This is a genomic window from Roseomonas genomospecies 6, assembly GCF_008365375.1.
GTDB lineage: Bacteria > Pseudomonadota > Alphaproteobacteria > Azospirillales > Azospirillaceae > Azospirillum.
In genome coordinates this window covers 72,794-97,462 of sequence record NZ_QOKW01000012.1, presented here as the reverse complement: position 1 = coordinate 97,462, position 24,669 = coordinate 72,794, and the positions used below count along the sequence as shown (strand labels likewise).

Genomic DNA, 24,669 nt, shown 5'->3' with positions numbered 1-24,669 from the left:
AGCGGAGTTGCACCGGGTAGCATTCTACCTCAAACGAGGCATTTTCACTTTGCAGCCGGTTATCTCAGCGGTATCTAATGGATTCCGCGACGGAGAAGAGCCCAAGGGGCGTGCAAGGGAGGGGAGCGGTCTGATGGCGCGTATCCGACACATCCTCCTCTTTCTGTTGGCCGTCGCCCCTCTGGTCGGGTTTCAAGCCTACACGCAGCTGAACCTGCGGGCTTCGCGTGAGGCGGAGCTTGGCCAGGAGGTTCGGCAGCTGCTCGACCTCCTGGAAACCGAACAGCACCGCATCATCGACAACATGCGCGACATCATGACGGTGCTCGGGACGACGGCGGCGGAACTCTCGGGGCCGGATTGCCAGGCGGCCCTGGAGCGGCTGAACGAACACATTCCCTCGTACCTGACCATCGAAGTCACCGATCTCCAGGGAACCGTCCGGTGCGCCACCGACCCGCGCGCCATTGGTGTCTTCCTTGGCGGTCGCGCCAACATCCAGCGTGCGCTGGCCACGGGTGAGTTTTCGATTGGCGAGTTCGGCTTCGCCATCGGCATCGGCAAGGCGATCCTTCCCTTCGGTCTGCCCTACACTGGTCCCGATGGCGTGCACGCCGGGGTGATCGCCGGGCTGCTCGACCTCAGCTGGTTGGAAGGCTACCTGGCACGCAAGCCGTTGCCCGCCAACACCGCCATCCTGCTCACCGATGCGACAGGTGCCATGATGGCGCGTATTCCCCCGAAGCCGGAGTTGATCGGACAACCGTTGCCTGAGCGATTCCGCCATTTTCTGGAAGGTGATGAGCGGAAAGTGGTTGAACTCACCGGCTTCGACGATGTCGAACGTGTGGTGGCATACTCGCCTCCGGGCAGCGGGGGCCGAGGCGTCATGCTGGCGGTGGGCATCGGCAAGGAGGCCGCGATGCGCTCGGTTGACCTCGCGGCGCTGCGCTCGATGCTGCTGTTCCTGGCCGTGTTGGCGCTGTCGGCGGCTTGCGGGGGCTGGCTCATCCGGCGGGTCGCCTGGGTCCGTGACAGCGAGCGCAGACTGCTGAAGGCGGTCATCGCCAACCTGCCGTCCGGCGTCCTCGTCGCGGAAGCGCCGACGGGGAAGCTGGTGCTGCACAACGAAGCAGCCGACCGTGTGGTCGGTGCTCCGCTCAAGCCGTTGCGCGACATCGGCGAATACGCCTCGCACACCGCCTTCCACCGCGACGGCACCCCCTACCGGGCCGAGGACTACCCGCTTGCCCGCGCCATCCTGCACGGTGAGACCGTCAAGCAGGAGGAGATGCTGTACCGCCACCCTGATGGTGACGTGAAGACCTTTGTGGTCAACGCAGATCCGCTCCGTGACCGGGACGGCCGCATCACCCTGGGGGTCGCTTCGGTGACCGACATCACCGAGCGCAAGCGGCTGGAAGACGACCTTCGCGCAGCCAAGGCGCACGCCGAACAGGCCAATCTGGCGAAGTCGAAGTTTCTGGCGGCAGCCAGCCACGACCTGCGCCAGCCGATGCAGTCGCTGTTCTTCTTCGCCGAGGCGTTGCGCGGGCACGTTCATGACCAGCGCGGCCAGGACGCCATGACCATGCTGGAGCGTGGCCTGGACACCCTGAAGGGGCTGCTGGAGGGCTTGCTCGACATGTCCCGCCTGGACGCGGGTGGCGTCAAGCCGACCGTCGAGGACTTCGCGGTCAAGCCGGTCCTCGACCAGATCGGCGCCTCCTTCGCCCCGATCGCCATGGCCAAGGGGCTGGAGCTTCAGGTTGCCGTTCCCGGAGGCGTGGCGGTGCGCAGCGACCGGAGCCTGCTTGGCCGCATGGTGCGCAACCTGGTTGAAAACGCCATCAAGTACACCGAGAGCGGCGTCATCCGCTTGGAATGCCGCGTGGTGGACGGCTGCGCTCGCCTTGAGGTCCGGGACAGCGGAATTGGGATTCCGCCCGACCACCTGACCCGGATCTTTGACGAGTTCCATCAGGTCAGCAATTCGGAGCGGGACCGCAGCCGTGGGCTTGGCTTGGGCTTGTCCATCGTGCGGCGTTTGTCGGAACTGCTGGATCACCCGGTCAATGTCCGATCTACGCCAGGCGGAGGCTCCGTGTTTTCAGTGGATATGCCGCTCGGCCAGATGGAAGTGCAGAGCCCCAAGGTGCCAGAAGGAGCTGTTCCCAAGGATGGGAGCGGACGGTTTGCCGTGTTGGTGGATGACGACGAGATCGTGCTCTTGGGATTGCAGTCCATCTTCCATGGCTGGGGGTACGAGACGTTGAGCGGTGGATCAGTGGAACAGGTCTTGGACCGAGTAAAGGCATCCAAGCGTATCCCCGACATCATCATCGCCGATTACCGCCTCCGCGAAGGACGCACCGGCATCGAGGCGATCCAGGAGCTCCGTCGCTTGGTCGGCGCCGAGGTGCCCGCCATCGTGTTGACCGGGGAGACCGGCATGGAATGGCAGCGTGAGGCCACGGGGGTGGGGGTTGGTGTGGCCTTCAAGCCGGTGACACCGCGGCAGCTTCATCAGGTCGTGAGACGACTCCTCAACGTCGCGTAATGACGACATCGGCGATCCCGCTGGGCGAAGTCATGGCAGCCAGGGCGACGCCGATGCCGATCACTCGCTTGCTGTCGCGCAGAGAACACCCGGTTAGCCCAAGTTTGCCGGGATGAGCACCAACTCCCGCTTGGCGGCGCCGGGGGCGGTGAGCCGCAGGAAGAAGCCCCACCTCGCTCCAGGCTTGGCAGCGTCGACACCAACATCAGCCTCGAGTTGGGGTGCCAACCCTCCGGGTGCTGCCACTGGGCGCGGCGAGCCGGGAGGATCTGCGTCTTGCTGGCCCGCAGACACGTCCACCAATGGGCAGATGCTCCCGACCGCCCGGGACGGTACCATGCAGACCTCCGTCACGATGGTGCGCTGAAACCGTTGGACGGGGCTGCCGACAGAGCCACAGATGACGGAGGAGCGGGATGGGGGGCTACCGGTTGGACCCAATCCCTCCTGACCAGGAGCGGCCGGTGGTTCGCGAATGGACCCTGAACGGATTGATTCTGCAATCCATCGCCTCTCCGGCCATCACCGCGCGCGGCGGGCATGGCGGGCCCGCCATCTGTTCCCTGTTCCGCGCGTCGCCGGGGTTGGTCGCCATCAATTCCGATCGTTTGCGCAAGCTGGATTCCGCACCCGGTGACTTGAGCTACTTCCCGGGTGGCACCGAGTTCCACATCGCGTGTGATGCGCCGCATCACTACGCCATCGTCAGCATGACGCCGGAACGGCTTGCGTCCATCACGGCGGACATCTGTGACGACGGCCCGGCGGCACTTGGCGTTTCCGTGCCGATCCGCACCCCGAACGCCCTTCACCTGACCCGCCTGCTGCACAACGTCGTGATCACGGCGGACGGGGAAAGCTGGGGGCCACTCTACCTGGAGTCCCTGCTGACGCTGATCGCGGCCGAAGCCATTCGACAAGCGCGACGGGCTCCGACTCCGGTCGTCCGCTCCAGCCTCTCGCCTGCCGTGCTTCGCCGGGTGCTGGACCATGTCGAGGAGCACCTTGCCGAGGAGCTTTCTCTGGAGAGCCTAGCGTCGGTGGCCGGGCTGAGCCCGTATCACTTCGCCCGCTGTTTCCGCCAGGACACCGGCAAGCCGCCGTGCCGATATGTGATGGAGCGGCGGCTGGAGCGCGCCGGGAGTCTGCTGGCGACGACCACGTTGCCCATCGCCGACGTTGCCGCCCGCTGCGGTTTTCCCAACCCCACCCACTTCTCCACGGTGTTCCGCAAAGTTCTCGGCGTGACCCCAATGCAATACCGGGCTGACCGATCATGACCGACGTTCCCATTCATCACATCCCGCTCGATGGCCCGCCGGTGACCGAGATGCCGGACGGCTGGGGCATGCGCCAGCCGATCACCGGAGGCATCGTCGAATACGTGCCCGGCTGCGACTGCGAAACGCACTTCCGGCTGACCGACCATGTTCTTGCGGTCAACCTCCAGGAGTCGCCGTGCGACATCGCCGTGGAAAGTGACCACTACAAGCGGGTCGTCATTCCGCCGGGTGGTCTGACCTTCTACCCGGCGGAGACGCGGGCGAAGATCATCGCGCCGAACAGCGGCCCCTACATTGCCGTCACGGTGGCGCCCGGCCATCTTGAAGACATGCTGCTCGAGGAGTATGGCATCGACGGGGCCGATGTTCGGACGGTTCTTGGGCATGCCGATGCCGCGGCGCACGCGGTCGGCAGCATCATCCAGAGCAGCTTTACCGAACGGGCCGCCCTCGCTGGACATGGCCTGCAAGCTGCCGCAACGCTCCTGACGCTGCACGCCGTGCGGACGGCGCTGATCGCCAATCCGGTTCCCAAGCCTCTGACGGGCGTTGTCGACCTGCGGCCCGCCTGCGCGTACATCGATCAGTCCCTCGCCGAGCCGACGCTTGCGACGCGCATGGTCGCCCAAGCCGTCGACCTGCCGCCTACGGTGCTGTGGCAGAGCTTCCGGGCGGCGTTCGGCATGACGCCGCGCCAGTACATTGGCCAGCGGCGCCACGCGGTTGCCGACGACCTGTTGGTCCGGGGAAGTCATCCGCCGGAGGAGGCCGCCGCTCGCACGGGTGTGCCAGTGACCTTGCTGCGCACCGTCTTTCAGAAGCTCCAGTGATTCACGGCAGGCCGGGATTGTTCCGTTGGCCTGCCAACATCCTCGGCCGTCAGCCCCTGTCAACATGGAAGCGGCCGTGGTCGCCTTCATCGACCAAACCCGGCGCCGTCAACCCAACAGACTCCTCGGGGCCAGACATCTCGGGGGAAGCGTACGAGGTTCACTTCATACGACGGGTATCGCGAACAGAGCCCTATCCTTTGTTTCGTAAGAAGGCCGCCGCCCGCCGGTGTTTGTCTGCGGCACGTCGGTGGGCCTGATTGGCTCTGGCGTGGGCTTCCTGGGCCTGAATGTGGGCCTCTTGGACCATGCTCGACGCCCTCGCGGCATGGTGTTGCGTCTGCGTAGCGAGGTTGGCCGCCCGCCGGGCCAGTTTCAGCAGCCTGCGAGCTTGTCCTTCTGGCAACTTGGGTGTCATGTTCGGCATTTCCGTCGATGCCCGGTTCAACAGGACTATGACGGGCGTGTTGCGTTGACGTTCGGGAAAAGCGAACTTCTGGAGTCTCAGGCGACCTCCGCCGTGCTTTGCCACCGGCGGCCATCACGTCCGTTGGGATGGGAACGCCACGGTCACCCGCAACCCGGTCGGGGTGTTTTCGAACGACACCGTTCCCCGGAGTTGCCGTGTCAAGAGGTCAACGAGGCGCAAGCCCAGGCCGCTCGTCTTTCGGGCTCCGGCGGGCAACCCCTGGCCGTTGTCGGCCACGACCAGGCGCATCGGCGAGCCGCTGGCCAGAGCGATGTCGATCTCGACGTCGTCCTGGGCACCACCCGCGTACTTGAGGGCGTTGGTGACGAGCTCGACCGCGATCATCGACAGCGGCGTGACGGTGTCGGCGGACAGATCAATCCCCACTGGGCACTGGAGACGCAGTGTCGGCGGGTGCCCCTTCCGGGTCACCGCCGACCGCGCGATGTCCCCCATCAGCGCTTGCAGGTGCGCCCCCACATCAACCGCAGTGAAGCTCTCCGAACGGTAGAGCGCCTCGTGGATGCGCCCGACCGTGTGGACGCGCTGTTGGGCGTCGAGCAGTGCCTCACGCGCCGTGTCCGAGGCCTCGGAGCGGGCTTGCATCGCCAGCAGCCCGGCGATCGAGGCGATGCTGTTCTTGATGCGGTGGTGCGCCTCACGGACCAGCGTCTCGCGCTGCTCGACCAGACGCCGCAGGTCCTCGTCGACCCGCTTGCGCTCGGTGATGTCCAAGTCGGTGCCGACCAGCCGCACGCATTGTCCGGCCTTATCCGCGAACGCCCGCGCCCGGGTGCGCACCCAGCGGTACGCCCCATCGACGTGGCGCAGGCGCCAGTCCACCTCGTAGTCCTCGCAGGTTGCTGCCGCGCGCTCCACAAAGGTATCGAGCAAGGGCCGGTCCTCGGGGTGCAGGAGCGTGCGAACCTCATCAAAGGTTGGCGGACCCTCGCGCGGATCGCGGCCGAGCATCCGGAATATGGCGTCACACCAGGTGATGTTCCGGGCGATCACGTCAAATTCCCAGAAGCCCAGCCCGGCGATGTCCTGGGCCTCGCGCAGCCGTTCCTCGCTGTCGCGCAGCGCCTGCTCCGCCCGGCGCTGGTCGGTGACGTCGTGGAACACCGAGCACACCATGGAGGGCTGCGGGTCACCCGGACGGAACTGGGGGATGGCGTCGACCTCCAGCCAGCGCCGCTCGCCGCGCCGTGGGTTGAAGACCCCCATCATCCGCAGTTGCACCGGCTGCCCGGTCCGCAGCGCGAGCATGGCCGGATGCGCGTTGCTCTCCAGCGGCTGGCCGTGCTCGTCCGTCGCGTGCCAGCGCGGGTCGCGCGATACGCGCCCACGCAGTTCGTCGAACGACAAGCCAAGGATGTCCTGGGCGGCGGCGTTGGCGTCGGTGATCTCGCCCGAGGCATCCTGAAGGACCACGCCGAGCGTCAGGGTGTCGAACAGCGTGCGGAAGCGCGCCTCGCTGTTGCGCAGGGCTTCTTCGGCCCGCTTGCGCTCGGTGATGTCGGTGGCGGCGCACCGCACGCCGACGATCCGCCCATCGGCGTCGCGCAGCGCCTCGACATACAGGTCGTAGGTCTCCACACGGCCGGAGCAGGCCGTCGTGACCTCGGCGCGGGCCGGTTCGCCGGTCGCCAGCACCTGCCGCTTCACCGCCATCACCGGCGCGGCGCTCTCCGGGTCGAGAAGCTCAGCGTCGGTCTTGCCCAGGACGTCGGCGGCCACGAAGCCCATGCGTGGGTTGTACATCCAGGTGTAACGCAGGTCCCGGTCCTGGCAGAACACGACGATCGGGGCGTCGGCCAGCGCGACCCGGAACCGTTCCTCGCTCCGTGCCAGCGCCTCTTCCGCCTGCCTGCGCTCGCTGATGTCCTGGACGACGCCGACCATGTGGGGCGTCGGTTCGCCGGGGGACGACACCCAGCGGCCGCGGGAGAGGAGCCAGCGGATGGTGCCGCTGGGAAGAACCGTTCGAAACTCGGCATAGTACGGCTCACCGTATTTGATGGCCGTCTCGAGGGCTTGGCGGACCCGCTCGCGGTCGTCCGGGTGAACCACCTCCATAGCGGCGGCTGCGTCCAGCAGCGCGTCGTCCGGCAGGCCGTGCAGCCTCTTGGCCGTGGCGGTCGCCTCGAAGCGCCCCGACTCCGGACAGCAGCGCCACGCGCCCATGCCCGCGCCTTCGAGCGCCAAGCCGAGCCAATTCTCCGAATCCGCGCAGGACACGGAGGAACGACCATCGGTCCGAACATCGGCGTTGCGCACAGTCATCAAACCTTCTCCGGGGACCGGTGTGCCGCGGCGCTGTTCCTTCACTCCGGCACGCTGCTCCTTTTGAGGGCAGGCAGTATGAAATGGTCCGGAGACGGCGTCGATGTGCACTTTCGGTCGAGGTCCGGGACAGAGTTCCCGGTTATCGCCATTGCCCGGCAAGAGACCGGTCACGGAAACCTCTTCCATCCTTGTGGTTCGCATGTCTTGGGCGTGCCACCCGCGGCTACCGGCCATCCTGGAGCCGGTTTCCCAACCAGTCCCGGAGATACGCTTCGAACGACCGTGACGCGACCACTCCGGCGATCCGCTCCAGGCCGTAGCGGCGGGTGTGGAGACCGGTGAGGTACGCTTGGATGACCGCCCGTGCGGCGTGCCGGAGATGCGGGGGAACATGGCGGAGCAAGGCGTCGATGTCAGCGTCCGAAGGCATCCGCCCAGCCACCGGTGATCGGTTTTCTCGTGCGTTGTGCGTCGGCATCGGCTGTCTCATGGAGATGCCCCTCAGACCGCGGCGAGGGCGTCCAGGAGCGTCGCCGGAGACACCGGCTTGTGGAGCAGACGGTGGCACAGCCGCTGGATCTCGACGATGCTCTTGGGGAGGGATTCGCTGGTTAGGACGATGGCGGAAATGCTGTGGCCGTACCGGGCATGAACGTCCCGGATCGTATCGAGCCCGGTCCGGCCATCGCCCAAATCGTAGTCGGTGAGGATGGCGTCCGGCGGCCCGCCATGGGCGTCGAGCAGGCCCATGGCCTCCTCGTACGACGCCGCCGCGGCCACCGTGTAGCCGTGCTCTTTCAGAAAAATCGTCAGGGCAAACCGAAGCTGGGCGTTGTCTTCGATCACCACAAGGGTCTTGCCATCGTAAGCGTTGGCGTTCGCGGCTGTCACGGGGCGCAGCCCTCCTTCTGATGCGAGTGTTCCGGTTCCGGGGCGAACGGGCCCGAGGAACGGCCGTGTCCGGCACGGAGAAGCCCCGGTGTTCCGGAAACCCGGGCGGGGGCACCTCATCACAGCGGTGACGGGCGATGCGACGAGAAAACCGCAAGATCGCAACATCAGGACGCCCCGTTTCCGCAACAACGCCAAAGCGGTAGGGGCATTTTACCCACGAACCCGGCAGCGAGGCGCCCAACCACTCGGATGCCGTGGGTTTGAGTGAACGAGACGCAAAAAGAAAGGCCGCAGCCAAGCGCTGCGGCCTGAGTCTAGGGAGGAAACGCCCATACAGAACCACGCTTCCATAACCCGGCCAGGAGAGGTCCCGCCGAACGAGAACAGCATCCGGGTGATGGGAGGATCTTTGGAGGGGGGTGGCTCCGAAGATCGGTACTCATAACGGCCAGGGATGCCAAGTGTTGCGCACGCATGCCCGGCATCGCGATCAATTCCGCAAGAAGGCAAAAAGGCCAACTTTCCCCAAGCAAGAACGCGAACGGGACCCCGCGGACCGACAACCCACGTCCCCCGCGCCGTCGCAAGAGCCTGTAATGGTTTCAGAGTTATACGCCCCGGGTCCCCCGCGGTGGGCCTCTTCGATTGTCCGCTCCGGTTCACGAGGCCATCAGCGTCGGCATCTCGACGTGGTCGAAGACATGCCGCGTGACGGCACCAGTGACGCCAAGCGTTGCGGGGAACGGCAGAGCGCGGCCGGGTATCGGATGCGCGCCTATGACGAGGATGTCGGCGCCCAACGCCTTCGCCTTGTCCACGAGCACCTGAGAGGTCTGGCGGCCCCGTTGGTCGAGCGGGACAATCTCGGCGGCGAGGTTATGCCGCGTCAGGCAGGCCTGAAGCTCCTGGCTCTTGACGGCGTCGCCGAGGACCGCCGGGTCGCACAGCACGACCACGGCGTCGGCACGGCCGAGCAGCGGCACGGCGCCATCGACGGCGTGCTGGACTTCCCGGTCACCGTTCCAGGCGATCGCCACTTTGCGGCCGAACGGCGCGGCCGTACCGCCGGGCACGATCAGAACGGGACGCCCGGAGTCGAGCAGGGTCGTTTGCAGGATCCGGCCGAGGCGGCTGTTCAGGTCGATGCTGTCCGCCGCGAACACCACCAGCTTGGCGTCGTGCGCCGCGAAGCCGATCTCCTCGGGGACGCAGATCGTGACCTCGCGCCAGGACGCTGAGACGGAGCTTGGGTCCGCGGCCCGCTCCTGCATGGGAACGCCATAGGCGGCCACCGCGACCATGAAGCGGCTGTACGCCTGCCGTGCGGCTTCCCGCGCCGACGTCGACAGCGGCTCGTCGCCGATGTGCAGGGCATCGACATGGGCGTTGTAGCGGCAGGCGATGGTCAGCGCGGCCCGGAACGCGGCGAATTCGGCGGCGCCCTCGAGCACCGGCACCAGGATCTTCTTGAACGGCATGGCGCGCCTCCTCCGTACGCCGCCGTCCCGTCGCGGTGTGGAGGGTGTTCCGAGGTGCTCAGGCAAACCAGGCAAACGAACCCGCGGCTTCGGAAGTCCCCGAGGCAATCCATCCACGCCCGCCGCCGTCCGGCAGCTTGTTCGTTGGGGGCAGTGTCCACCGTTCTCCGCTCCGCCGCCCTGATCCAGAACACCCCGGATCGGAGCATCGGTGGCGCCCCGTTGAGAGCGGTCATACCCGTAAGCGCAGTCTTGACGGTATAAGGGGGCGATGTTTCGGCGGCGTCACCACATCAACCGTGACACGGGCAAAGCCACCGGAATTGACCACGGAACCGTGATGTGCCCCCCCGGAGCACTGTTGGGCGTAAGCGTCTTCCGGGTGGCGATGGGCGACACCACAGCTTCCGCACCGGCCGACAGCGCCAGCGCAGCGAAGGGCGCTTCTCACTTGACCTGGGCATTTCCATTCAAGCCAATGTCAGGCAAATTGCCGAAGGCATGAGGGGGATCAGTCGTGGCGGACGACGACGGCAACGAACACGCGGGTGAACGGCACACCGCCACGCGCCTGCGGGAGAGCGAGCGCCGCCTGAACGCCGTGCTCGACAACGCCACGGTCGCCGTCTTCCTCATGGACGACCGGCAACGGTGCGTCTACATGAACCGGGCCGCGGAAGAGTTGACCGGCTTCACGTTGGATGAGGTGTTGGTTCTGGACCGGCCGTTGCACGACATCATCCACCACACGCGGCCGGACGGCCGCCCCTTCCCCTTGGAGGAGTGCGCGATCGATCGCGCCTTTCCGGAGAATGATCGCGAGCAGGGCGAGGAGGTGTTCGTCCACAAGGACGGCCACTTCTACCCGGTCGCCTTCACCGCCAGTCCGATCCGCGACGAAGCCGCCCAGGTCGTCGGCACCATCATCGAGGTGCGCGACATCCGCGCGGAGAAGGTGGCACAGGCGCACCAGCGACGGCTGATCAATGAATTGAACCACCGCGTGAAGAACACGCTGGCCGCTGTCCAGTCGATCACCATGCAAACCTTTCGGGGTCCGGAACACGCTGAAGTGTTGGAGCTGTTCAACTCGCGCCTGCTGGCGCTGTCGATGGCGCACACCATTCTGACGGACGAGAATTGGGAGAGCGCAGGCTTGCGGGTGGTTGTCGAGCACACCCTTGCCCCCTTTGACCTGACCCGCTTTGTGCTCGACGGGCCGGACCACCGGCTCAATCCGAAATTTTCCGTCGCGCTGGCCATGGTGCTGCACGAGCTGGCGACCAACGCGGCCCAGCACGGAGCTCTGCGCGTTCCCAGTGGCCGGATTGAGCTCCGCTGGATGGTCACCGCGGCTGGGGGTGTGGACGATCTCCACCTCCACTGGTTGGAGCGGGGCGGGCCGCCGGTCACGCCCCCCGCCCGGCGTGGTTTCGGCACCCGGCTGCTCGAACGGCAGTTCGCTCTGGAGTTTGGTGCGGCGGTCAAGTTCGCGGTCGAGCCCACCGGTGTTGACTGTACCGTCGACGTGCGCCTACCGCCTCTCGGCGAAGCGGCCAGCAGCCCAGGCGCGCCGGGCGCCTCCGGCCCGGCACATGAGGGGTCCTGATGCCCTTACCACCCGGGTGCCGCGTTCTTGTGGTGGAAGACGAGAGCTTGGTCGCCATGCACGTCGAGGACATGCTGGTCGACCTCGGCTGCGAGGTCCTCCTGGCCATGCGCTTGGAGGACGGGCTGCGTTTGGCTGCGGAAGCCGACGTGCATGTGGCCGTGCTGGACGTCAACCTCAGCGAGGGCCGGAGCTACCCGATCGCCGACGTTCTCCGCGACCGTCGCATCCCTTTCCTGTTCGCTACCGGTTACGGCTTGAAAGGAGTGGAACCGGCGTACCAGGGCACGCCGACACTGCAAAAGCCCTACCGCAACGAGGATCTGGTCCGCCTGATCACGGACTTGCTGGCCGGAGCCGAGGCAGACGGCGTCCATCGGACTTCCCACGAGGACTCACCCGACAAGCGGCGCTGATGGGCGTTGAGGCGGCGGGATGGCGAGTGTGAAGTGACATCCATCCCGCTGTTCCACGGCCGAGGTGACATCGAGCTTGCGCGCGAGGGGGTCAATGACGCTGTCCTGGTGTAAGCGCGTGTTTGAAGGTATTGGTGCTCAGGCAGAGTGAGCGGGCCAGGTCGTCGCAGGCCTCGTGAATGAACTGCCGGAAGCCAAAGGACGCTCTGCTCACGGGTGGCGACAATGGTCTCATTCCTACCGAGCAGGTCCCCCTCTGTTCGGCTCGCGGGATGCATCAGTCTCGTCTTCGATCCGCCCTGCCAACCGCCCGCCATCATCCGGTGCCGTTGAGGTGGAGGGGGTACGTGGGCGCAGGGTGTCGGTTGCGCCGAGGGGGAGATCGAGCGTGAACACCGAGCCCTGCCCGGGCGTGGAGCGTACGGTCACGGGGTGGTCGAGGAGCTTTGCCAGGCGCTGCACGATGGAAAGCCCCAAGCCCAATCCCTTGGCCTGATCGCTGTCGGGGTTGCCGACTTGGTGGAACTCTTGGAAGATGAGGTCCTGCTCGTCGGCCGGAATGCCGATACCTGTGTCGGACACCTCGATGCGGGCGCGCCCGTCCACCACGCGGCACGTTACGCTGACCGAGCCGTGCTCGGTGTATTTGATCGCGTTCTCGACGAGGTTGCGGATCATCCGGCCGAGCAGGGTGCGGTCGCTGCGCACCACGACGTCGCACGCGACATCCAAGGTGAACTCCAGCCCTTTGCGCTGAACCACCGGGGCGAAGGAGGCGCCGATCTCGTCGAGCGCTGAAGCGATCGGGACATTCTCAAAGGTCGGCCGGATCACGTCGGCATCGAGACGCGAGATGTCGAGCAAGCCGTCCAGCAGCCCCTTGAGCGCCTCAAGGTTACGCTCCAGGGTCGCTAGGGCGCGCTGACCCCGCTCCGTCAGCACCTGGCCGTGCAGCGCGGCGGCGAAGAGGAACAGCGCCTGCAACGGCTGCCGCAGGTCATGACTGGCCGCCGCCAGGAATCGCGATTTGGCCACATCTGCCCGCTCCGCTTCGCGCTTGGCGGCGCGCAGCGCTTCTTCCATTTCCTTGCGCTCGGTGATGTCGACGTCGATGCCGACCATCCGCTGCGGACAGCCTTCGGCGTCGTAGGTGATCCGCCCCACCGCCATCAGCCACCGCACGGCGCCGTCCGGCTGCACGGCGCGGTACTCGGCCTGGAGGTTGCTCCGGCGCTCGGCCACGGCCTTGGCGCAACGGGCCAGCACGGCTTCCCGATCATCGGGATGGATGGCGTTCAGCCACGTCGCGTAGCCGCCCCGCCCCGGTTCGGGATCGAGGCCGAAGAGCCGGTAGCGCTCCGGCGACCAGACGGCGGCGCCGGTCCGCATGTCCCAATCGAAGGTCCCGGCCCGGGCGGAAGCGAGGGCGAGAGCGAGGCTCTCCTCGCTGCGGCGCAGAGCCTCCTCGATTTGTTTGCGCTCGGTGACGTCGAGGCTGATCCCGCTCAGACGCAATAGCGAACCGTCGGAAGCGCGGGTAACCCGGCCGAGGCTCACGAGCCAGCGTTCGCCGCGTTCCGGATGGAGGATGCGGTGCTCGATGACACAGTCGCTCTTGGTAGCGTTCAGCGCCGACTGTACGGCGTGCTCGATGGCCGCGCGGTCGTCCGGGTGAACGAGGCGCAACCACGCCTCGGCGCTCGGCGCAAAACGGTCCGGAGTCTGCCCGTGCAGCGCGTACAGCCCCTCCGACCAGGTCAGTTCCCCGGTCCGGATGTCCCAGTCCCACAAGCCCGCGCTGGCTGCGACCAGGGCGAAGCTGAGCCGCTCCTCGCTGCGGCGCAGCGCCTCTTCAGCCTGCTTGCGCGCGGTGATGTCGATGTTCAGGCCCGTCATGCGCAGGGGCGTGCCGTCGGAAGCGGAGGTCACCCGCCCGCGGGCGGCGAGCCAGCGGACCGTGTCGTCGGGGTGCACCACGCGGTACTCCACGTCGATCTCGGGCATCCGGCCGCTCATTGCCGCAGCTTTGGCCGCGAGGACGCAATCCCGGTCGTCGGGATGCAGCCTTCCCGCCCAGGCATCCAGGCTGGGCGTGGTACGGGCGGGATCGAGGCCCAGGAGCCAGTAGCTGTGCTCGGACCACACCGCCTCGTCCGTCTGGAGGTCGACATCGAACATCCCGGCCTGGGCGGCCTTCAGCGCGAGGCTCAGGCGCTCGTTGCTGCGGCGCAACTCCTCCTCCAGGCGTTTGCTCCCGGAAATGTCCTGGAAGTTGCTTACAGCCATCACCGTGCGTCCCTCGGGATCCCGCACCGGGGCAGCGCTCACCGCAAACGTGGTGAGACGGCCGTCGCCGCGCCGGTACAGCATCTCCTCCTGCATCACCGTTTCGCCCTTCAGCAAGGCACGGGCGAGCGGGTACTCCTCCGGGCGGTACGGGCAGCCGTCGGCGTGGATGGCCCCGTGCTCGGCATAATCTTGCACGTGTTGGGCCAGGACGACGGAATGGCCGAGCAGGCGCTCCGCCGTGGCGTTGTGCAGCAGCAGGCGCCCGTCGGGGGCGGCGACCGCGAACACCCCCGACGGCAAATGCGCGAGGACGCCCTTGAGCAGCGTGCGCTCCTTCTCGAGGTCGCGGCGCAAGCGCTCGCGTTCCTCTTCCACCTGCTTGCGTGCCGTGATGTCCTGGAAAAAAACGGCGAGGCCGTCCGGGGTGGGAAAGGCCCGTGCGGCGTACCATCGTCCGGTGAGCGGTCCCACGGCCTCGAATTCACACGCGACGTTGCTGGCCATGGTTTCCTGGCACCGCGACCACGTGTCGGAGCCGACCACCTCCGGATAGGCCTCCCAAAGAATCTGGCCGAGCGGATCGGTTCGGTTCGGAACCAAGCGCCGCGCGCGCTCATTCATGAACACCACGCGCCAGTCGCGGTCCACCTCCAACACGGCGTCGGTCGTGCTCTCGAGCACCCGGGCCATTTTGAGGGCGGTGCGTGTCGCCTCCGCGCGCACGCGGGTGAAGCGGGCCACCCCCCAGGCGACCAGCATCCCCGCCAGAGCAAGCAGGCCGATGAACACCCCCACGGTCCGCCACATCGCCTGCTCGACCAGGCGCATTGCCTGAGCCTTGCTCAAGCCAACCCAGACCATCAAGTCCGGCTGGTCGACCCCGGCTCGGGAGTAGGCGACGATGCGCGTGGTCCCGTCGAAGCCGACGAGTTCGGCCGTCCCACCGCGCGGGCCCCTGGTCATGGAGCGATACCGATCCGGCAGGGGCTGGCCGACCAAACCGGGGATCTCCGGCACCCGCGCCAGGATGGTGCCATGCCGGTCCGTCAGCGCGACGGCGGCGTCCGGCGGCAACGGCTTGCGCGCCAGAAAGTCGACCAGCCAACGCACGTCGAGCAGGGCGGTGAGGACCCCGGCGGGGCGGCCGTCCGCTCCATGGAACGGAAGCGCGAAGGGAACAATGGGATGACCGATATTGGCGGCGATGGCGTAATCCCCGATGGTGAAAGCGTCCGTGGCGAGCGCCCCTTGCACGTTGGAACGGTCGCCGATGAACGCGCCGATGGACCGCGGATCGGTGGCGCAGCGCACCACCCCGTGCCGGTCGGTGGCTTCGATGACCAAGTAGTCGGGCAGGTGCGTCTTTATCCGATCCATGGACGGCTGGCAGTCCGCGCCGGTGAGTTCGTCGCCACCGACCGAGGCCATGGTGGCCAGCACGTGGCGGATGTCCTCGATGATGCGGTCCTGCTCGCCTTGGACCAGATTGACCCAGCGCATGGCGTCTTGGCGGGCTTCGGCCACCTGGGAGTCGCGCAGGTCCAACTGGTTGTGGATCTCAAAGCCGAGCAGAGGGAGGATGGCGGCGGCAATGAGCAGGAACAGACGACGGTCGGGCAGCGTGGAAAGGAGCATGGGCAATTCCACCGTCGATGTTTGACACCGAAGCGTGCGTGTCTGCCCGAGGGCAGGACATCACCATGGCTCCGAGCGCGCTGGCGGGTCGTTTTCACCACGCCCAGACCGATCGCCGCCAGCATCAGGAAGCCTGCCCACGGACCGGTGAGGAACTGTTTGTTCAGAACCAAGTCAACTTTACCATCGTTCCTGCCCTGCCAGAACCGTCGGGTCGTTGCGGCTGGCTTGCGCAAGCCCCGTCGTGGTTCGCGGCGCATCCTGGCTTGCGCCCGTTGCGTGCAGGCTGATGCCGCTCGTGGGGCGCGGCACGGTACGGCGAGACACCTGGCTGCGGTAGATTGAACCGCAACCGGAGGTCTGAACGATGGATGAAGAACAGGAGCATCTGGTGCTGTGACCGGAGCGGCCAAGAGCAGCGCCGTCAGTGAGCGGACACCTGTTCGCGGCCGGTTGTTGTGTTCTGGCTCTCCAAGTCGTGCAGGATTGGGCAGTCCGGCCGATGGTCGCCGTGGCAGGCGTCGGCAAGCTCGCGCAACGTGTCAGCCATCGCCTGCATCTCGGCGATCTTCGCCTCGAGCTCGGCGACGTGCTCCAGCGCTACCCGCTTCACCTCGGCGCTGGCGCGGTCCTTGTCCCGCCACAGCCCGACCAGGTGCTGGATGCGCTCGATGCTGAAGCCCAGCGTCCGCGCCCGCTTCACAAACCTCAGGATGTTCACCTCCTGCCTCGTGTAGACCCGGTACCCCGAGGCGGTGCGCCCAGCCTCAGGGATGAGCCCGATGCTCTCGTAGTACCGGATGAGCTTGGCGTTCACGCCGGAGGCCTTGGCGGCTTCACCGATGTTCATGGGGATCTCCCTTCACAGGCCCCGGGGCTTCCAGCCCCGGAGCGTAAGCGCGTTCAAGACCACGCTGACCGAACTCAGCGCCATGGCCGCACCGGCCAGGACCGGGCTCAGATAGCCCAGCGCCGCCAGCGGGATGCCGATCACATTGTAGGCGAAGGCCCAGAACAGACCCTGCTTGATCTTGGCATAGGTCCGCCGCGACACGTCGATGGAACCGCCGACCAGCACGGGGTCGCCGCGCATAAGAGTGACGCCAGCCGTGTGCATGGCGACGTCCGTGCCGGTCGCCATGGCGATGCCGACGTCGGCCGCAGCGAGCGCCGGGGCGTCGTTGATGCCGTCACCAACCATCGCCACCACCTTGCCCTCGCGCTTCAGCGTCGCCACGACCTCCGCCTTGTCGCCCGGCAGCACCTCGGCGAACACCTGGTCAATTCCCAGTTCCCGAGCCACGGCCTGGGCGGCGCCCTTGCTGTCGCCGGTGACCATCACCGCCTCGATGCCCTGCTCGTGCAGCTTGCTCACGGCGACGCGCGCGCTTTCCTTCACCGTGTCGCCGAATGCCACCAGCCCAAGCACGCGCTTCTCAGGCGCCACCTCGGCCAGCCAGGACACCGTCCGGCCGGAGGACTCCAGGCCCGCCGCCGCCGTCACCAAGACAGCGTCGGCCAGCCCGGTTTCGGCCATCAGCCGCTTTGTGCCGAGCAGGAGGGAACGGCCGTCCACCACGCCCGACACGCCGCGCCCGGCTAGGGCCTTGAAGTCCACGAGCGCGCCCACGGACACGCCCTCATCCTCGGCGCGGGCGCGGACCGCGTGCGCCAGCGGGTGCTCGCTGCCCTGCTGAAGGGTGACGGCGCCGCGCAGGATTTCCGCTTCCGCCAGCCCCTTGGCGGGAACGAGGTCGGTGACGCGCGGCTTGCCCTCGGTCAGCGTGCCGGTCTTGTCGAAGGCGACCGCCGTAACGGCGTGCGCACGCTCCAGCGCCTCGGCGTCCTTGATGAGGATGCCGCGCCGCGCAGCCGCACCCGTGCCCACCATGATCGCCGTCGGCGTGGCGAGGCCCAGCGCGCAGGGGCAGGCGATGACCAGCACCGACACGGCGGTGATGATGGCGGTCTCCACGTCGCCGGTGAGCCCCCACCAGGCCGCGAAGGTGATCGCGGCGATGACCAGAACCACCGGGACGAACACGGCGCTGACCCGATCCACCGTGCGCTGGATCGGCGCTTTGGACGCCTGGGCGCCCTCGACCAGCCGGACGATCTTCGACAGCATCGTCTCCGAGCCGACCGCCGTCGTCTCGATGACGAGCAGCCCGTCCACGTTGATCGAGCCGCCGGTGACCTTGGCGTCGACACCCTTCTCCACCGGCAGGGGTTCGCCGGTCAGCATGGACTCGTCAACGCTGCTGGCGCCCTCAACAACGCGGCCGTCCACCGGAACGCGCTCGCCGGGACGGACGACGACATGGTCGCCGACCGTGACCTGCCCGACCGGCACCTCGATCTCTGCACCGTCGCGGCGGACGCGAGCCTTGTCCGGCCGCAGGCCCATCAGCGCCCGGATGGCGGCGGCGGTCTGGCCCTTGGCGCGGCTCTCCAGCCACTTGCCGAGCAGGACGAAGGTGATCAGAACCGCCGAGGCTTCGAAGTACAGGTGCGGAGCCACACCGGCCGGTGCCGCCAGCAGCATGTAGACGCTCAAGCCCCAGGCCGCCGAGGTGCCCAGCGCCACCAGCAGATCCATGTTGCCAGTCCCGGCGCGCACGGCCTTGTAGGCGGCCCGGTAGAAGCGCCAGCCCAGCCAGAACTGTACGGGGGTGGCGAGCGCGAACTGCACCCAGCCCGGCAGCATCATGTGCAGACCGAGCAGATCGCCGATCATGCCGACCACCAACGGTGCCGACAGGGCGGCCCCGATCAGCACATGGTGGAGGTCGCGGCGGCTGCGGTTCTGCGCCTCGTCCGGCGCGGCGGTTGCCGCCTGGTCCGGGGTGACCGGGCTGGCGGTGTATCCGGCGTTCTCCACCGCCTCGACCAGAGCGGCGGCGTCGAGCCCCTGGCCCACAACGTGCGCCCGCTCGGTGGCGAGGTTCACCGTCGCCTCGGCAACACCGGGCACCTTCCTGAGTGCCTTCTCCACACGGCCGACGCACGACGCGCAGGTCATGCCCTCGACTCGCAGGTCGAGCTCGGCTCCGGCCAGTTGGGACAGGAGGGGCTCATAGCCCGCGGCCTCGATGGCCTCGACGACGCCCTGAGTGTTCGGCGTGCCCTGGAACGCGATGCGCGCCTTCTCGGTCGCGAGATTCACGGACACATCGGTGACGCCCGGCACCTTGCGAATGGCCTGTTCGACGCGCCCCACGCACGATGCGCAGGTCATCCCGCCGATCCCGATGTCGACTTCGGACGCGGCCTGCTCCCGCGGCGCTGACCGATCCTGTGCAGCTGTGTAAGCCATGGCTGGCTCCTGTTGTTCCTTGCTGCCCTTACAGATGGACCTTCCAGTCATGGGAAGGTCAAGAGCGTTTGTGGCCATCCGCGATGTGGGCGTCGTCGAGCGGTCGTGAATGGAGAAGGGCGACGGAACCCCGCTGATTCCGTCGCCCTGAACACGTCCTATCCGCTGCTCAGCACTGAAGGCAGGTGGGCGTGCTGCCGCCTCCACCACGCTCGACCTGGACGGTTGCGTGCGCAACGCCGAGCCGCTGTTCCAGGACCGAGCCGATGGCAGCCACGACCTCGTTCTGGTTGGCCGCATCCTCGACGACCGCATGGAGCGTGACCATCGAGCGCTCGCCGGTGAGGGACCAGGCGTGGACGTGATGGATGTCCAGCACTCCGGGAACGGCCTTCGCGGCCGCTTTGATGCGGGCGGCGTCAAGCCCGTCCGGCGTCCCTTCGAGCAGGATGTGGCCCGCGTCCTTCACGATGGCCCAGGCGCTGCGCAGCACGAGCAGAGCGACCACGACCGACAGGATGGGGTCGATCGGCGTCCAGCCGGTCCACAGGATGATGAGGGCGGCCGCGATGGCGCCGACCGAGCCGAGCATGTCGCCGAGCACATGAAGAGCGGCGCCGCGGACGTTGAGGTTTTCACCGCCGCAGCGATGCAGGATCCACAAGCCCAGGGTGTTCACCAACAGGCCGAGGACCGCGATCACCAGCATCGGCTGCCCCATGACCGCGACGGGGTCGCGGAAGCGCTCAACGGCCTCGACGACGATCCAACCCGCCACGGCGAACAGCGTCAGGCCATTCACGAACGCGGCGAGGACCTCGACGCGGTACCACCCGTAGGAGCGTCGCGTGTCCGCCGGACGCCGGGCCAGACGAAAGGCGGTCCAGGCCAGGGAGAGCGATGCGACGTCGGTGAGCATGTGCCCGGCGTCGGCCAGCAGGGCCAGCGAGCCGGACACGAGCCCTCCGGCGACCTCGGCCAGCATGAAGCCGCCGGTCAACAGCATCACCCAGATCACCCTGCGCTCACTGTCGGCCGTCACCGGGGGATGATGGCCGCCAGGACCGTGCCGGTGGCCGTGACCTGCATGGTCGTGGGCATGGTCCTGGCGGCCCTCGCAGCCATGCCCATGGTGGTGCTCGGCGTCCTGGAAGTGCTCATGGCGTGCCACGGGGTGGCTGCCCCTGGCACTCGGGAACGGTCGGGCACTCATAGCGCCGCCTCAGCATGCTGGGGCGACACCGCGTAGGACCCTCGGGCGACGTCGTCGAGAAGCGTGGGCGAGGACCGCGGCGTCCAACCGAGTTCCCCTTTGGCCTTGCGCCCCGAGACGCGGTTGGTGAGCGCCAGCATCTTCGCCCAGACCGGGTCCCAGATCGCGGCGGCGCGATCGGGTGTCACGGATTCAACCCGACAGCCATTCCCGACACCGTGCGCCACCGCCTCGGCCACGGCGCGAAGCTCGACGTCCTCACCCCCGCCCGCGATGTAGACCTCGCCCGCGCGCCCGCGCTCGAGCGCCAGGGCGTACAGGTCGGCCGCATCGTCGACGTGCACGGTCGACATGCGGTTCGAGCCGTCGCTGATGTAGTAGGACACGCCGAGACGACGGGCCGACTGGATCAGCATCGGCAAGAAGACGCTGCCGCCATGCCCGTAGACGAGCAGCGGCAGGCGCACGGCGATTCCCTTCACGCCAGCCGCCTCGGCCGCCAGGCTCTCGACACGGGTACGCACCGCCAGCGGTTGCTCAAGGTCGATTGGTGTGGTCTCGTCGGCCACCCGGTCGCCCGTGTCGCCGAACCCAGCGGTGCCGTTCGACACGACGAGCGGCTTGCCGGTGCCCGCCAGTGCGCCGACGAACGCCTCATGGACGGCACGGTCCATCGCGACGCCGGTCGCGTAATCGAAGTCATGGCTGAACGCGGTGTGGATCACGCCGTCACAGGCTTTGGCGACTTCAGCCAGACGGTCCGTCTGGGTCAGGTCCGCAATGAACGGCTCGACGCCGCGGCGGGCGAGCTGGTCGGCGGCATCCGCCCGCCGCGTGATGCCAACCACCTGATGACCGCGGGCAACCAGCCGATCGGCAACCCGGCTGCCAACGTACCCCGTGGCGCCGGTCAGGAGAACTTTCATGCTCTAAGCTCCATGGAAGATTGCCCCGGGATCGGGGCCTGGACCAAGCCTCCGCGTTCCAGCAATGGGCAGGTCAAGGCCCCTTCCGCTGCCCTCCGGTGGATTGGCTGAACGGCCGCCGTCACCAACAGTGCAGGCGGCCGGACCAGCTTCTCAATGCTCCATGGCCTTGTGGTCCATCACGCCGTGATCCATCGTCCCGTGATCGACCTTTCCGTGCCCGCCGTGCATGGACATGCCGTGCACCATGGAGGGGTCCAACTGGATGGCGTTGGCGTCACCCGGGTAACGATCGATGACGCTCTCCAGAAGCCCAATCTCGTATTCCTGATCCTGGACGATGTCGTAGTTCATGGTGCGCAGGAAGCTGTTCTCGCCGTTCGGGTCGGCGTTGTAGTCCCGCGCCATGTCGAGCGCGCCCTGGTGGTGCGCAATCATCGCCTTGGCCCAGCGCACGTCATACTCGTCGACCTCGCCGGATGCCGTCCAGAGGTCAAGAGCCGTCGGCGGCGGCGCCTTCACGTAGGCCAGCTGGTGTTCCAGCCCCTCGGTGGCCACCGGCCGCCGCATGAACTTCGTCGCACCGAAGTCGACCAGCACCTGAGGCGGCTGTTCGACTTGGCGCTTCACCTCGTCGAGCACGGCGATCTCGTACTCCTGGTTGGCGATGATGGCACCCGCCATGCGCCGCAGCACCGGGTTCCGGCCCTTGGCCAGGTACTCCTCGGACATCGTCAGCGCGCCCGCATGGTGCTCGCGCAGGCCGGTGACGTAGTCGAGGTCCGCCTTCAGGACCGCGGGGTCGACCACGCTGCCCGAGACCAGGTCGAGCTCGTAGACGACGGTGTTGTGCCAATCCCCGCCGCCACCCCCGTCAGCCATGGCCACCGAGGCCGCCGACAGCGTCATGGCGAGTATCAGTGCGCTGCCCAGCAGCGCGTTCTTCTTCGTCGACATGATGCGTCTCCTCAGGCGGCGGGCTCGGCGTCGTAGCCCGCGTCGGCCAGGGTGCGGATGATCAGGTCGGCGCCGACGTCACCATCGACGGCGAGGCGCCGGTTGGGCGGGTCGGCTTGGATGTCCGAGATGCCTGGGATGGCGACCAGGGCCTTGCGGATGGAGTTGGCGCAACCGCCGCACTTCATGCCGGGAACGGTGAACTGCAACATAGGTATCCTCCTGGACGAGGTCCTGCCGGACCAATCGTGTTCATCTGGAGGCCAGTCTCAACCTTCCAGTCATGGGAAGGTCAACCGCTTCTTCACCAGCGTTTCGCGCAGGCCGGGTATGCAGCTGGATCAACCGGGCAGCCAGCGCGAGCTCGACAGGGACTGTGGATAGGTAGAGGGATCTACATTGATGATCCGCAATATCTGGTAGATGGACATCGCCACGCCTGCTATGGTCGGCCCGTCCCGCTGGTCATTCATTCCTCGCGCACACGCGGCGGAGGTAAGCTATGGACATTTCTTGCCAACACAACATATATGTGGTGTTATGGTCCCGAAGCTCGTTTCTCAGGGCGTCCGAAAGGTCCTGCCGGAAGGCGAACACGAGGTCACATGGGATGAACTGAGAACACGTTTCGGACAGGGGTCACGGCGCCAGAAGATCCTCGGGAAGATCCGGGAGGCCGGGGCGATGTTGCGCGACGCCGGTGCGGCTGTGCTCTACATCGACGGGAGCTTCGCAACGGATAAACCCGTTCCCGATGACTGGGACGGGCTGTTCCCGACGGACAATCTCGACTGGACCAAAGTCGACCCTCTGCTGAAGGACGTCAGGGCAAACCGGAAGGCGATCGCCGACAAGTACATGGCCGACCTCTTTCCGGCCAACTGGCGCGAAGGCAATTCCGGGGAACCGTTCCTCTCGTTCTTCCAAAAAGACAAGAAGGACCGTCCAAAAGGTCTGCTGGTTCTGACGTTGGGAACGCTGCCATGATCAAGAACGAACGGGAATACAAGGTCACCAAGGCCGCAGCGGCGCGTTTCAGGGACTCCCTGGCGGCCCACCGGGCGGCCGACCACACCGGGCGCGACCCCGTTTCCGTCCAGGCGGAAGCCTCGGCGATCCAGGCTCAGCTTGAGGACCTCGAGGCGGCGGTCGCGGACTACGACCGGCTGGCGAGCGGCGGCATCGAGGCCCTCGAGGTCAACCGGGTCGAGGATCTGCCGAAGCTGCTGATTCAGGCGCGGATCGCATCGGGGCTCACCCATGAGAAGCTCGCGGAGCGCTTGGGAGTGAAGCCTCAGCAGATCCAGCGGTGGGAAGAGGACGACTACCAGACCGCGTCGTTCTGGCGCCTCATCGAGGTGGCGGAGGCGCTCGGGCTGTCCTTCTCGATCACCGCGAGCCTGCCCCAGCCCAGTGCGCCCAGCATCCCGGTCGCCGTCGACAAGCTCAAGGGAGTCGGCATCGACAAGGGGTTCCTCACGTCCCGCCTCGTTCCACCGGCGGACGGACCGGCTGGTGGTGCCGAGCGGTCGACGCATGAGTGCGCGCAGCTCTTCGCGTCCCGTGTCGAGGCGATCTTCGGCAAGCCGTTCCAGGACCTGGTGGCGATGAACGACGACGACCCATGGTGGGGACGCGCCGTCGCCAACGCCCGTTACAAGCTGGGCGCCACCGCCAAGGAGAAGCCAGTCGCGTTCTACAGCGCGTACGCGCACTTCCTTGCATCGGCCCTGTGCCGGACGATGCGGGGCCCGGTGGACAGGGACCTCCCGCTGGACTGGCGTGCGATGCGGACGCTGCTGTTCAGAGACGGCCGTCCAGATCTGGCCACGGCGGTTCGCCGCACTTGGGAACTCGGCATCCCGGTGCTGCCGCTGTGCGACAAGGGGGCATTCCACGGGGCGTGCTGGCGCATCGACTGGCGTGGCGCCGTGGTGCTGAAGCAGCCGATGCAGACGGCGTCGCGGTGGCTCTTCGATCTGGTCCATGAACTCCACCATCTCGCCGAAGCCGGTCCCTGCCAGGAGTTCGCGGCCATCGAAGCCGAGGGAACCTCGGATGGGCGGCGTCTGGCCGACGAGGAACTCCGCGCGCATGCGTTCGCGGCCGACGTCCTTCTCAACGGCAAGGCCGACGTGCTCTACGGGTTGGTCAGCAGGGAAGCCAAGGGGCGGATTGCCTGGGTGAAGGGCGCGGTCCAGAAGATCGCTGCCGCCGAAGGGGTCGGGGTTGGCCTCCTGGCGAACCATGTCGCGTTCCGGCTCTGCCAGGAGACGGGTGAGAACTGGTGGGGGGCGGCAAAGAACCTCCAGGCGGACGATGCTCCGCCCTACGACACCGTCCGGCAGATCCTGCTTCAGGCCGTCGACCTCAACGCCGTGGAGGAGCCTGCGGGCGGCCTTCTGCGGCAGGCCGTCGCGCCGCTTGTGGTGCCAGGCCGAGCCGGTGCCGACCGCGTTCACTGACCCTGGAAAGGGCGGCTGACGCCACGTCTGACCGCCGACG

The 24,669-nt window shown here is 67.1% G+C and carries 19 protein-coding genes; 8 read left to right on the top strand and 11 right to left on the bottom strand.

Annotated elements, in window-relative coordinates; translation table 11 throughout:
- The first annotated feature begins 133 nt into the window (after window positions 1–133).
- The 3 genes from DS843_RS16355 to DS843_RS16345 all read left to right on the top strand — a co-directional run bounded on the left by DS843_RS16355 (window position 134) and on the right by DS843_RS16345 (window position 4,673).
- Window positions 134–2,560, top strand: a complete 2,427-nt coding sequence (locus DS843_RS16355; protein WP_149469946.1) for an ATP-binding protein — start codon at window positions 134–136, stop codon at window positions 2,558–2,560.
- Between the two features lie 416 nt (window positions 2,561–2,976).
- Entirely contained in the window at window positions 2,977–3,840 is an 864-nt protein-coding gene (locus DS843_RS16350) for a helix-turn-helix domain-containing protein (RefSeq protein WP_149469945.1), read from the top strand.
- Window positions 3,837–4,673, top strand: a complete 837-nt coding sequence (locus DS843_RS16345) for a helix-turn-helix domain-containing protein (protein WP_149469944.1) — start codon at window positions 3,837–3,839, stop codon at window positions 4,671–4,673. The genes DS843_RS16350 and DS843_RS16345 overlap by 4 nt, the downstream gene beginning before the upstream one ends.
- A 541-nt stretch (window positions 4,674–5,214) precedes the next feature.
- On the opposite strand, the gene DS843_RS16340 is transcribed toward DS843_RS16345, so the two are convergent.
- The 3 genes from DS843_RS16340 to DS843_RS16330 all read right to left on the bottom strand — a co-directional run bounded on the left by DS843_RS16340 (window position 5,215) and on the right by DS843_RS16330 (window position 9,803).
- A complete protein-coding gene (locus DS843_RS16340; protein ID WP_167525340.1) occupies window positions 5,215–7,428 on the bottom strand; it encodes a PAS domain-containing sensor histidine kinase in 2,214 nt (737 codons plus the stop codon).
- 504 nt (window positions 7,429–7,932) lie between these two features.
- Window positions 7,933–8,322, bottom strand: a complete 390-nt coding sequence (locus DS843_RS16335; RefSeq protein WP_167525339.1) for a response regulator — start codon at window positions 8,320–8,322, stop codon at window positions 7,933–7,935.
- 662 nt (window positions 8,323–8,984) lie between these two features.
- Entirely contained in the window at window positions 8,985–9,803 is an 819-nt protein-coding gene (locus tag DS843_RS16330) for a universal stress protein (protein ID WP_149469941.1), read from the bottom strand.
- 517 nt (window positions 9,804–10,320) lie between these two features.
- Between DS843_RS16330 and DS843_RS16325 the strand changes: the two genes are divergently transcribed.
- Together DS843_RS16325 and DS843_RS16320 are read left to right on the top strand one after the other, a co-directional pair.
- A complete protein-coding gene (locus DS843_RS16325) occupies window positions 10,321–11,412 on the top strand; it encodes an HWE histidine kinase domain-containing protein (protein WP_208852257.1) in 1,092 nt (363 codons plus the stop codon).
- Window positions 11,412–11,828, top strand: a complete 417-nt coding sequence (locus DS843_RS16320; RefSeq protein ID WP_149469940.1) for a response regulator — start codon at window positions 11,412–11,414, stop codon at window positions 11,826–11,828. The genes DS843_RS16325 and DS843_RS16320 overlap by 1 nt, the downstream gene beginning before the upstream one ends.
- A 237-nt stretch (window positions 11,829–12,065) precedes the next feature.
- Here the strand turns inward: DS843_RS16320 and DS843_RS16315 are convergent, their stop codons facing one another.
- Window positions 12,066–15,752 carry a PAS domain-containing protein gene (locus tag DS843_RS16315; RefSeq protein WP_149469939.1) on the bottom strand — a complete coding sequence of 1,229 codons (3,687 nt, stop codon included), beginning with the start codon at window positions 15,750–15,752 and terminating at the stop codon, window positions 12,066–12,068.
- 65 nt (window positions 15,753–15,817) lie between these two features.
- Here DS843_RS16315 and DS843_RS16310 point away from each other — a divergent pair, with 65 nt between their 5' ends.
- Window positions 15,818–16,042 (top strand): hypothetical protein, encoded by a 225-nt coding sequence (locus DS843_RS16310; RefSeq protein WP_149469938.1) that lies wholly within the window; start codon window positions 15,818–15,820, stop codon window positions 16,040–16,042.
- 134 nt (window positions 16,043–16,176) lie between these two features.
- Here the strand turns inward: DS843_RS16310 and cueR are convergent, their stop codons facing one another.
- The 7 genes from cueR to DS843_RS16280 all read right to left on the bottom strand — a co-directional run bounded on the left by cueR (window position 16,177) and on the right by DS843_RS16280 (window position 22,376).
- Window positions 16,177–16,602 (bottom strand): Cu(I)-responsive transcriptional regulator, encoded by a 426-nt coding sequence (gene cueR / locus DS843_RS16305; protein ID WP_149469937.1) that lies wholly within the window; start codon window positions 16,600–16,602, stop codon window positions 16,177–16,179.
- Window positions 16,603–16,614: 12 nt separating this feature from the next.
- A complete protein-coding gene (locus DS843_RS16300) occupies window positions 16,615–19,068 on the bottom strand; it encodes a heavy metal translocating P-type ATPase (RefSeq protein WP_149469936.1) in 2,454 nt (817 codons plus the stop codon).
- 169 nt (window positions 19,069–19,237) lie between these two features.
- A complete protein-coding gene (locus DS843_RS16295; RefSeq protein WP_475849206.1) occupies window positions 19,238–20,086 on the bottom strand; it encodes a cation diffusion facilitator family transporter in 849 nt (282 codons plus the stop codon).
- A gap of 20 nt (window positions 20,087–20,106) precedes the next feature.
- Entirely contained in the window at window positions 20,107–20,229 is a 123-nt protein-coding gene (locus DS843_RS31785) for a hypothetical protein (RefSeq protein WP_286192136.1), read from the bottom strand.
- A 48-nt stretch (window positions 20,230–20,277) separates the two neighbouring features.
- Window positions 20,278–21,207: an NAD-dependent epimerase/dehydratase family protein gene (locus tag DS843_RS16290; protein WP_149469934.1), complete on the bottom strand. Its 930-nt coding sequence runs from the start codon at window positions 21,205–21,207 to the stop codon at window positions 20,278–20,280.
- A gap of 153 nt (window positions 21,208–21,360) precedes the next feature.
- Window positions 21,361–22,164 (bottom strand): DUF305 domain-containing protein, encoded by an 804-nt coding sequence (locus DS843_RS16285; protein ID WP_149469933.1) that lies wholly within the window; start codon window positions 22,162–22,164, stop codon window positions 21,361–21,363.
- An 11-nt stretch (window positions 22,165–22,175) separates the two neighbouring features.
- Window positions 22,176–22,376: a heavy-metal-associated domain-containing protein gene (locus DS843_RS16280; RefSeq protein ID WP_149469932.1), complete on the bottom strand. Its 201-nt coding sequence runs from the start codon at window positions 22,374–22,376 to the stop codon at window positions 22,176–22,178.
- Window positions 22,377–22,587: 211 nt separating this feature from the next.
- On the opposite strand from DS843_RS16280, the gene DS843_RS16275 reads away from it, so the two are divergent.
- Both DS843_RS16275 and DS843_RS16270 read left to right on the top strand, forming a co-directional pair.
- Window positions 22,588–23,151, top strand: coding sequence for a DUF6932 family protein (locus DS843_RS16275; protein WP_149469931.1), 564 nt, complete (start codon window positions 22,588–22,590; stop codon window positions 23,149–23,151).
- Window positions 23,148–24,629 carry a helix-turn-helix domain-containing protein gene (locus DS843_RS16270; RefSeq protein WP_149469930.1) on the top strand — a complete coding sequence of 494 codons (1,482 nt, stop codon included), beginning with the start codon at window positions 23,148–23,150 and terminating at the stop codon, window positions 24,627–24,629. The genes DS843_RS16275 and DS843_RS16270 overlap by 4 nt, the downstream gene beginning before the upstream one ends.
- Window positions 24,630–24,669 lie beyond the last annotated feature (40 nt).

Bases quoted from the DNA above. Each gene is read 5' to 3' on its own strand.
- DS843_RS16355 (WP_149469946.1), top strand. From the start codon at position 134: ATGGCGCGTATCCGACACATCCTCCTCTTTCTGTTGGCCGTCGCCCCT.
- DS843_RS16285 (WP_149469933.1), bottom strand. From the start codon at position 22,164: ATGTCGACGAAGAAGAACGCGCTGCTGGGCAGCGCACTGATACTCGCC.
- DS843_RS16310 (WP_149469938.1), top strand. From the start codon at position 15,818: ATGGCTCCGAGCGCGCTGGCGGGTCGTTTTCACCACGCCCAGACCGAT.
- DS843_RS16340 (WP_167525340.1), bottom strand. From the start codon at position 7,428: ATGACTGTGCGCAACGCCGATGTTCGGACCGATGGTCGTTCCTCCGTG.
- DS843_RS16345 (WP_149469944.1), top strand. From the start codon at position 3,837: ATGACCGACGTTCCCATTCATCACATCCCGCTCGATGGCCCGCCGGTG.
- DS843_RS16350 (WP_149469945.1), top strand. From the start codon at position 2,977: ATGGGGGGCTACCGGTTGGACCCAATCCCTCCTGACCAGGAGCGGCCG.
- DS843_RS16330 (WP_149469941.1), bottom strand. From the start codon at position 9,803: ATGCCGTTCAAGAAGATCCTGGTGCCGGTGCTCGAGGGCGCCGCCGAA.
- DS843_RS16320 (WP_149469940.1), top strand. From the start codon at position 11,412: ATGCCCTTACCACCCGGGTGCCGCGTTCTTGTGGTGGAAGACGAGAGC.
- DS843_RS16315 (WP_149469939.1), bottom strand. From the start codon at position 15,752: ATGCTCCTTTCCACGCTGCCCGACCGTCGTCTGTTCCTGCTCATTGCC.
- cueR (WP_149469937.1), bottom strand. From the start codon at position 16,602: ATGAACATCGGTGAAGCCGCCAAGGCCTCCGGCGTGAACGCCAAGCTC.
- DS843_RS16300 (WP_149469936.1), bottom strand. From the start codon at position 19,068: ATGGCTTACACAGCTGCACAGGATCGGTCAGCGCCGCGGGAGCAGGCC.
- DS843_RS31785 (WP_286192136.1), bottom strand. From the start codon at position 20,229: ATGAGCACTTCCAGGACGCCGAGCACCACCATGGGCATGGCTGCGAGG.
- DS843_RS16280 (WP_149469932.1), bottom strand. From the start codon at position 22,376: ATGTTGCAGTTCACCGTTCCCGGCATGAAGTGCGGCGGTTGCGCCAAC.
- DS843_RS16290 (WP_149469934.1), bottom strand. From the start codon at position 21,207: ATGAAAGTTCTCCTGACCGGCGCCACGGGGTACGTTGGCAGCCGGGTT.
- DS843_RS16270 (WP_149469930.1), top strand. From the start codon at position 23,148: ATGATCAAGAACGAACGGGAATACAAGGTCACCAAGGCCGCAGCGGCG.
- DS843_RS16275 (WP_149469931.1), top strand. From the start codon at position 22,588: ATGGACATCGCCACGCCTGCTATGGTCGGCCCGTCCCGCTGGTCATTC.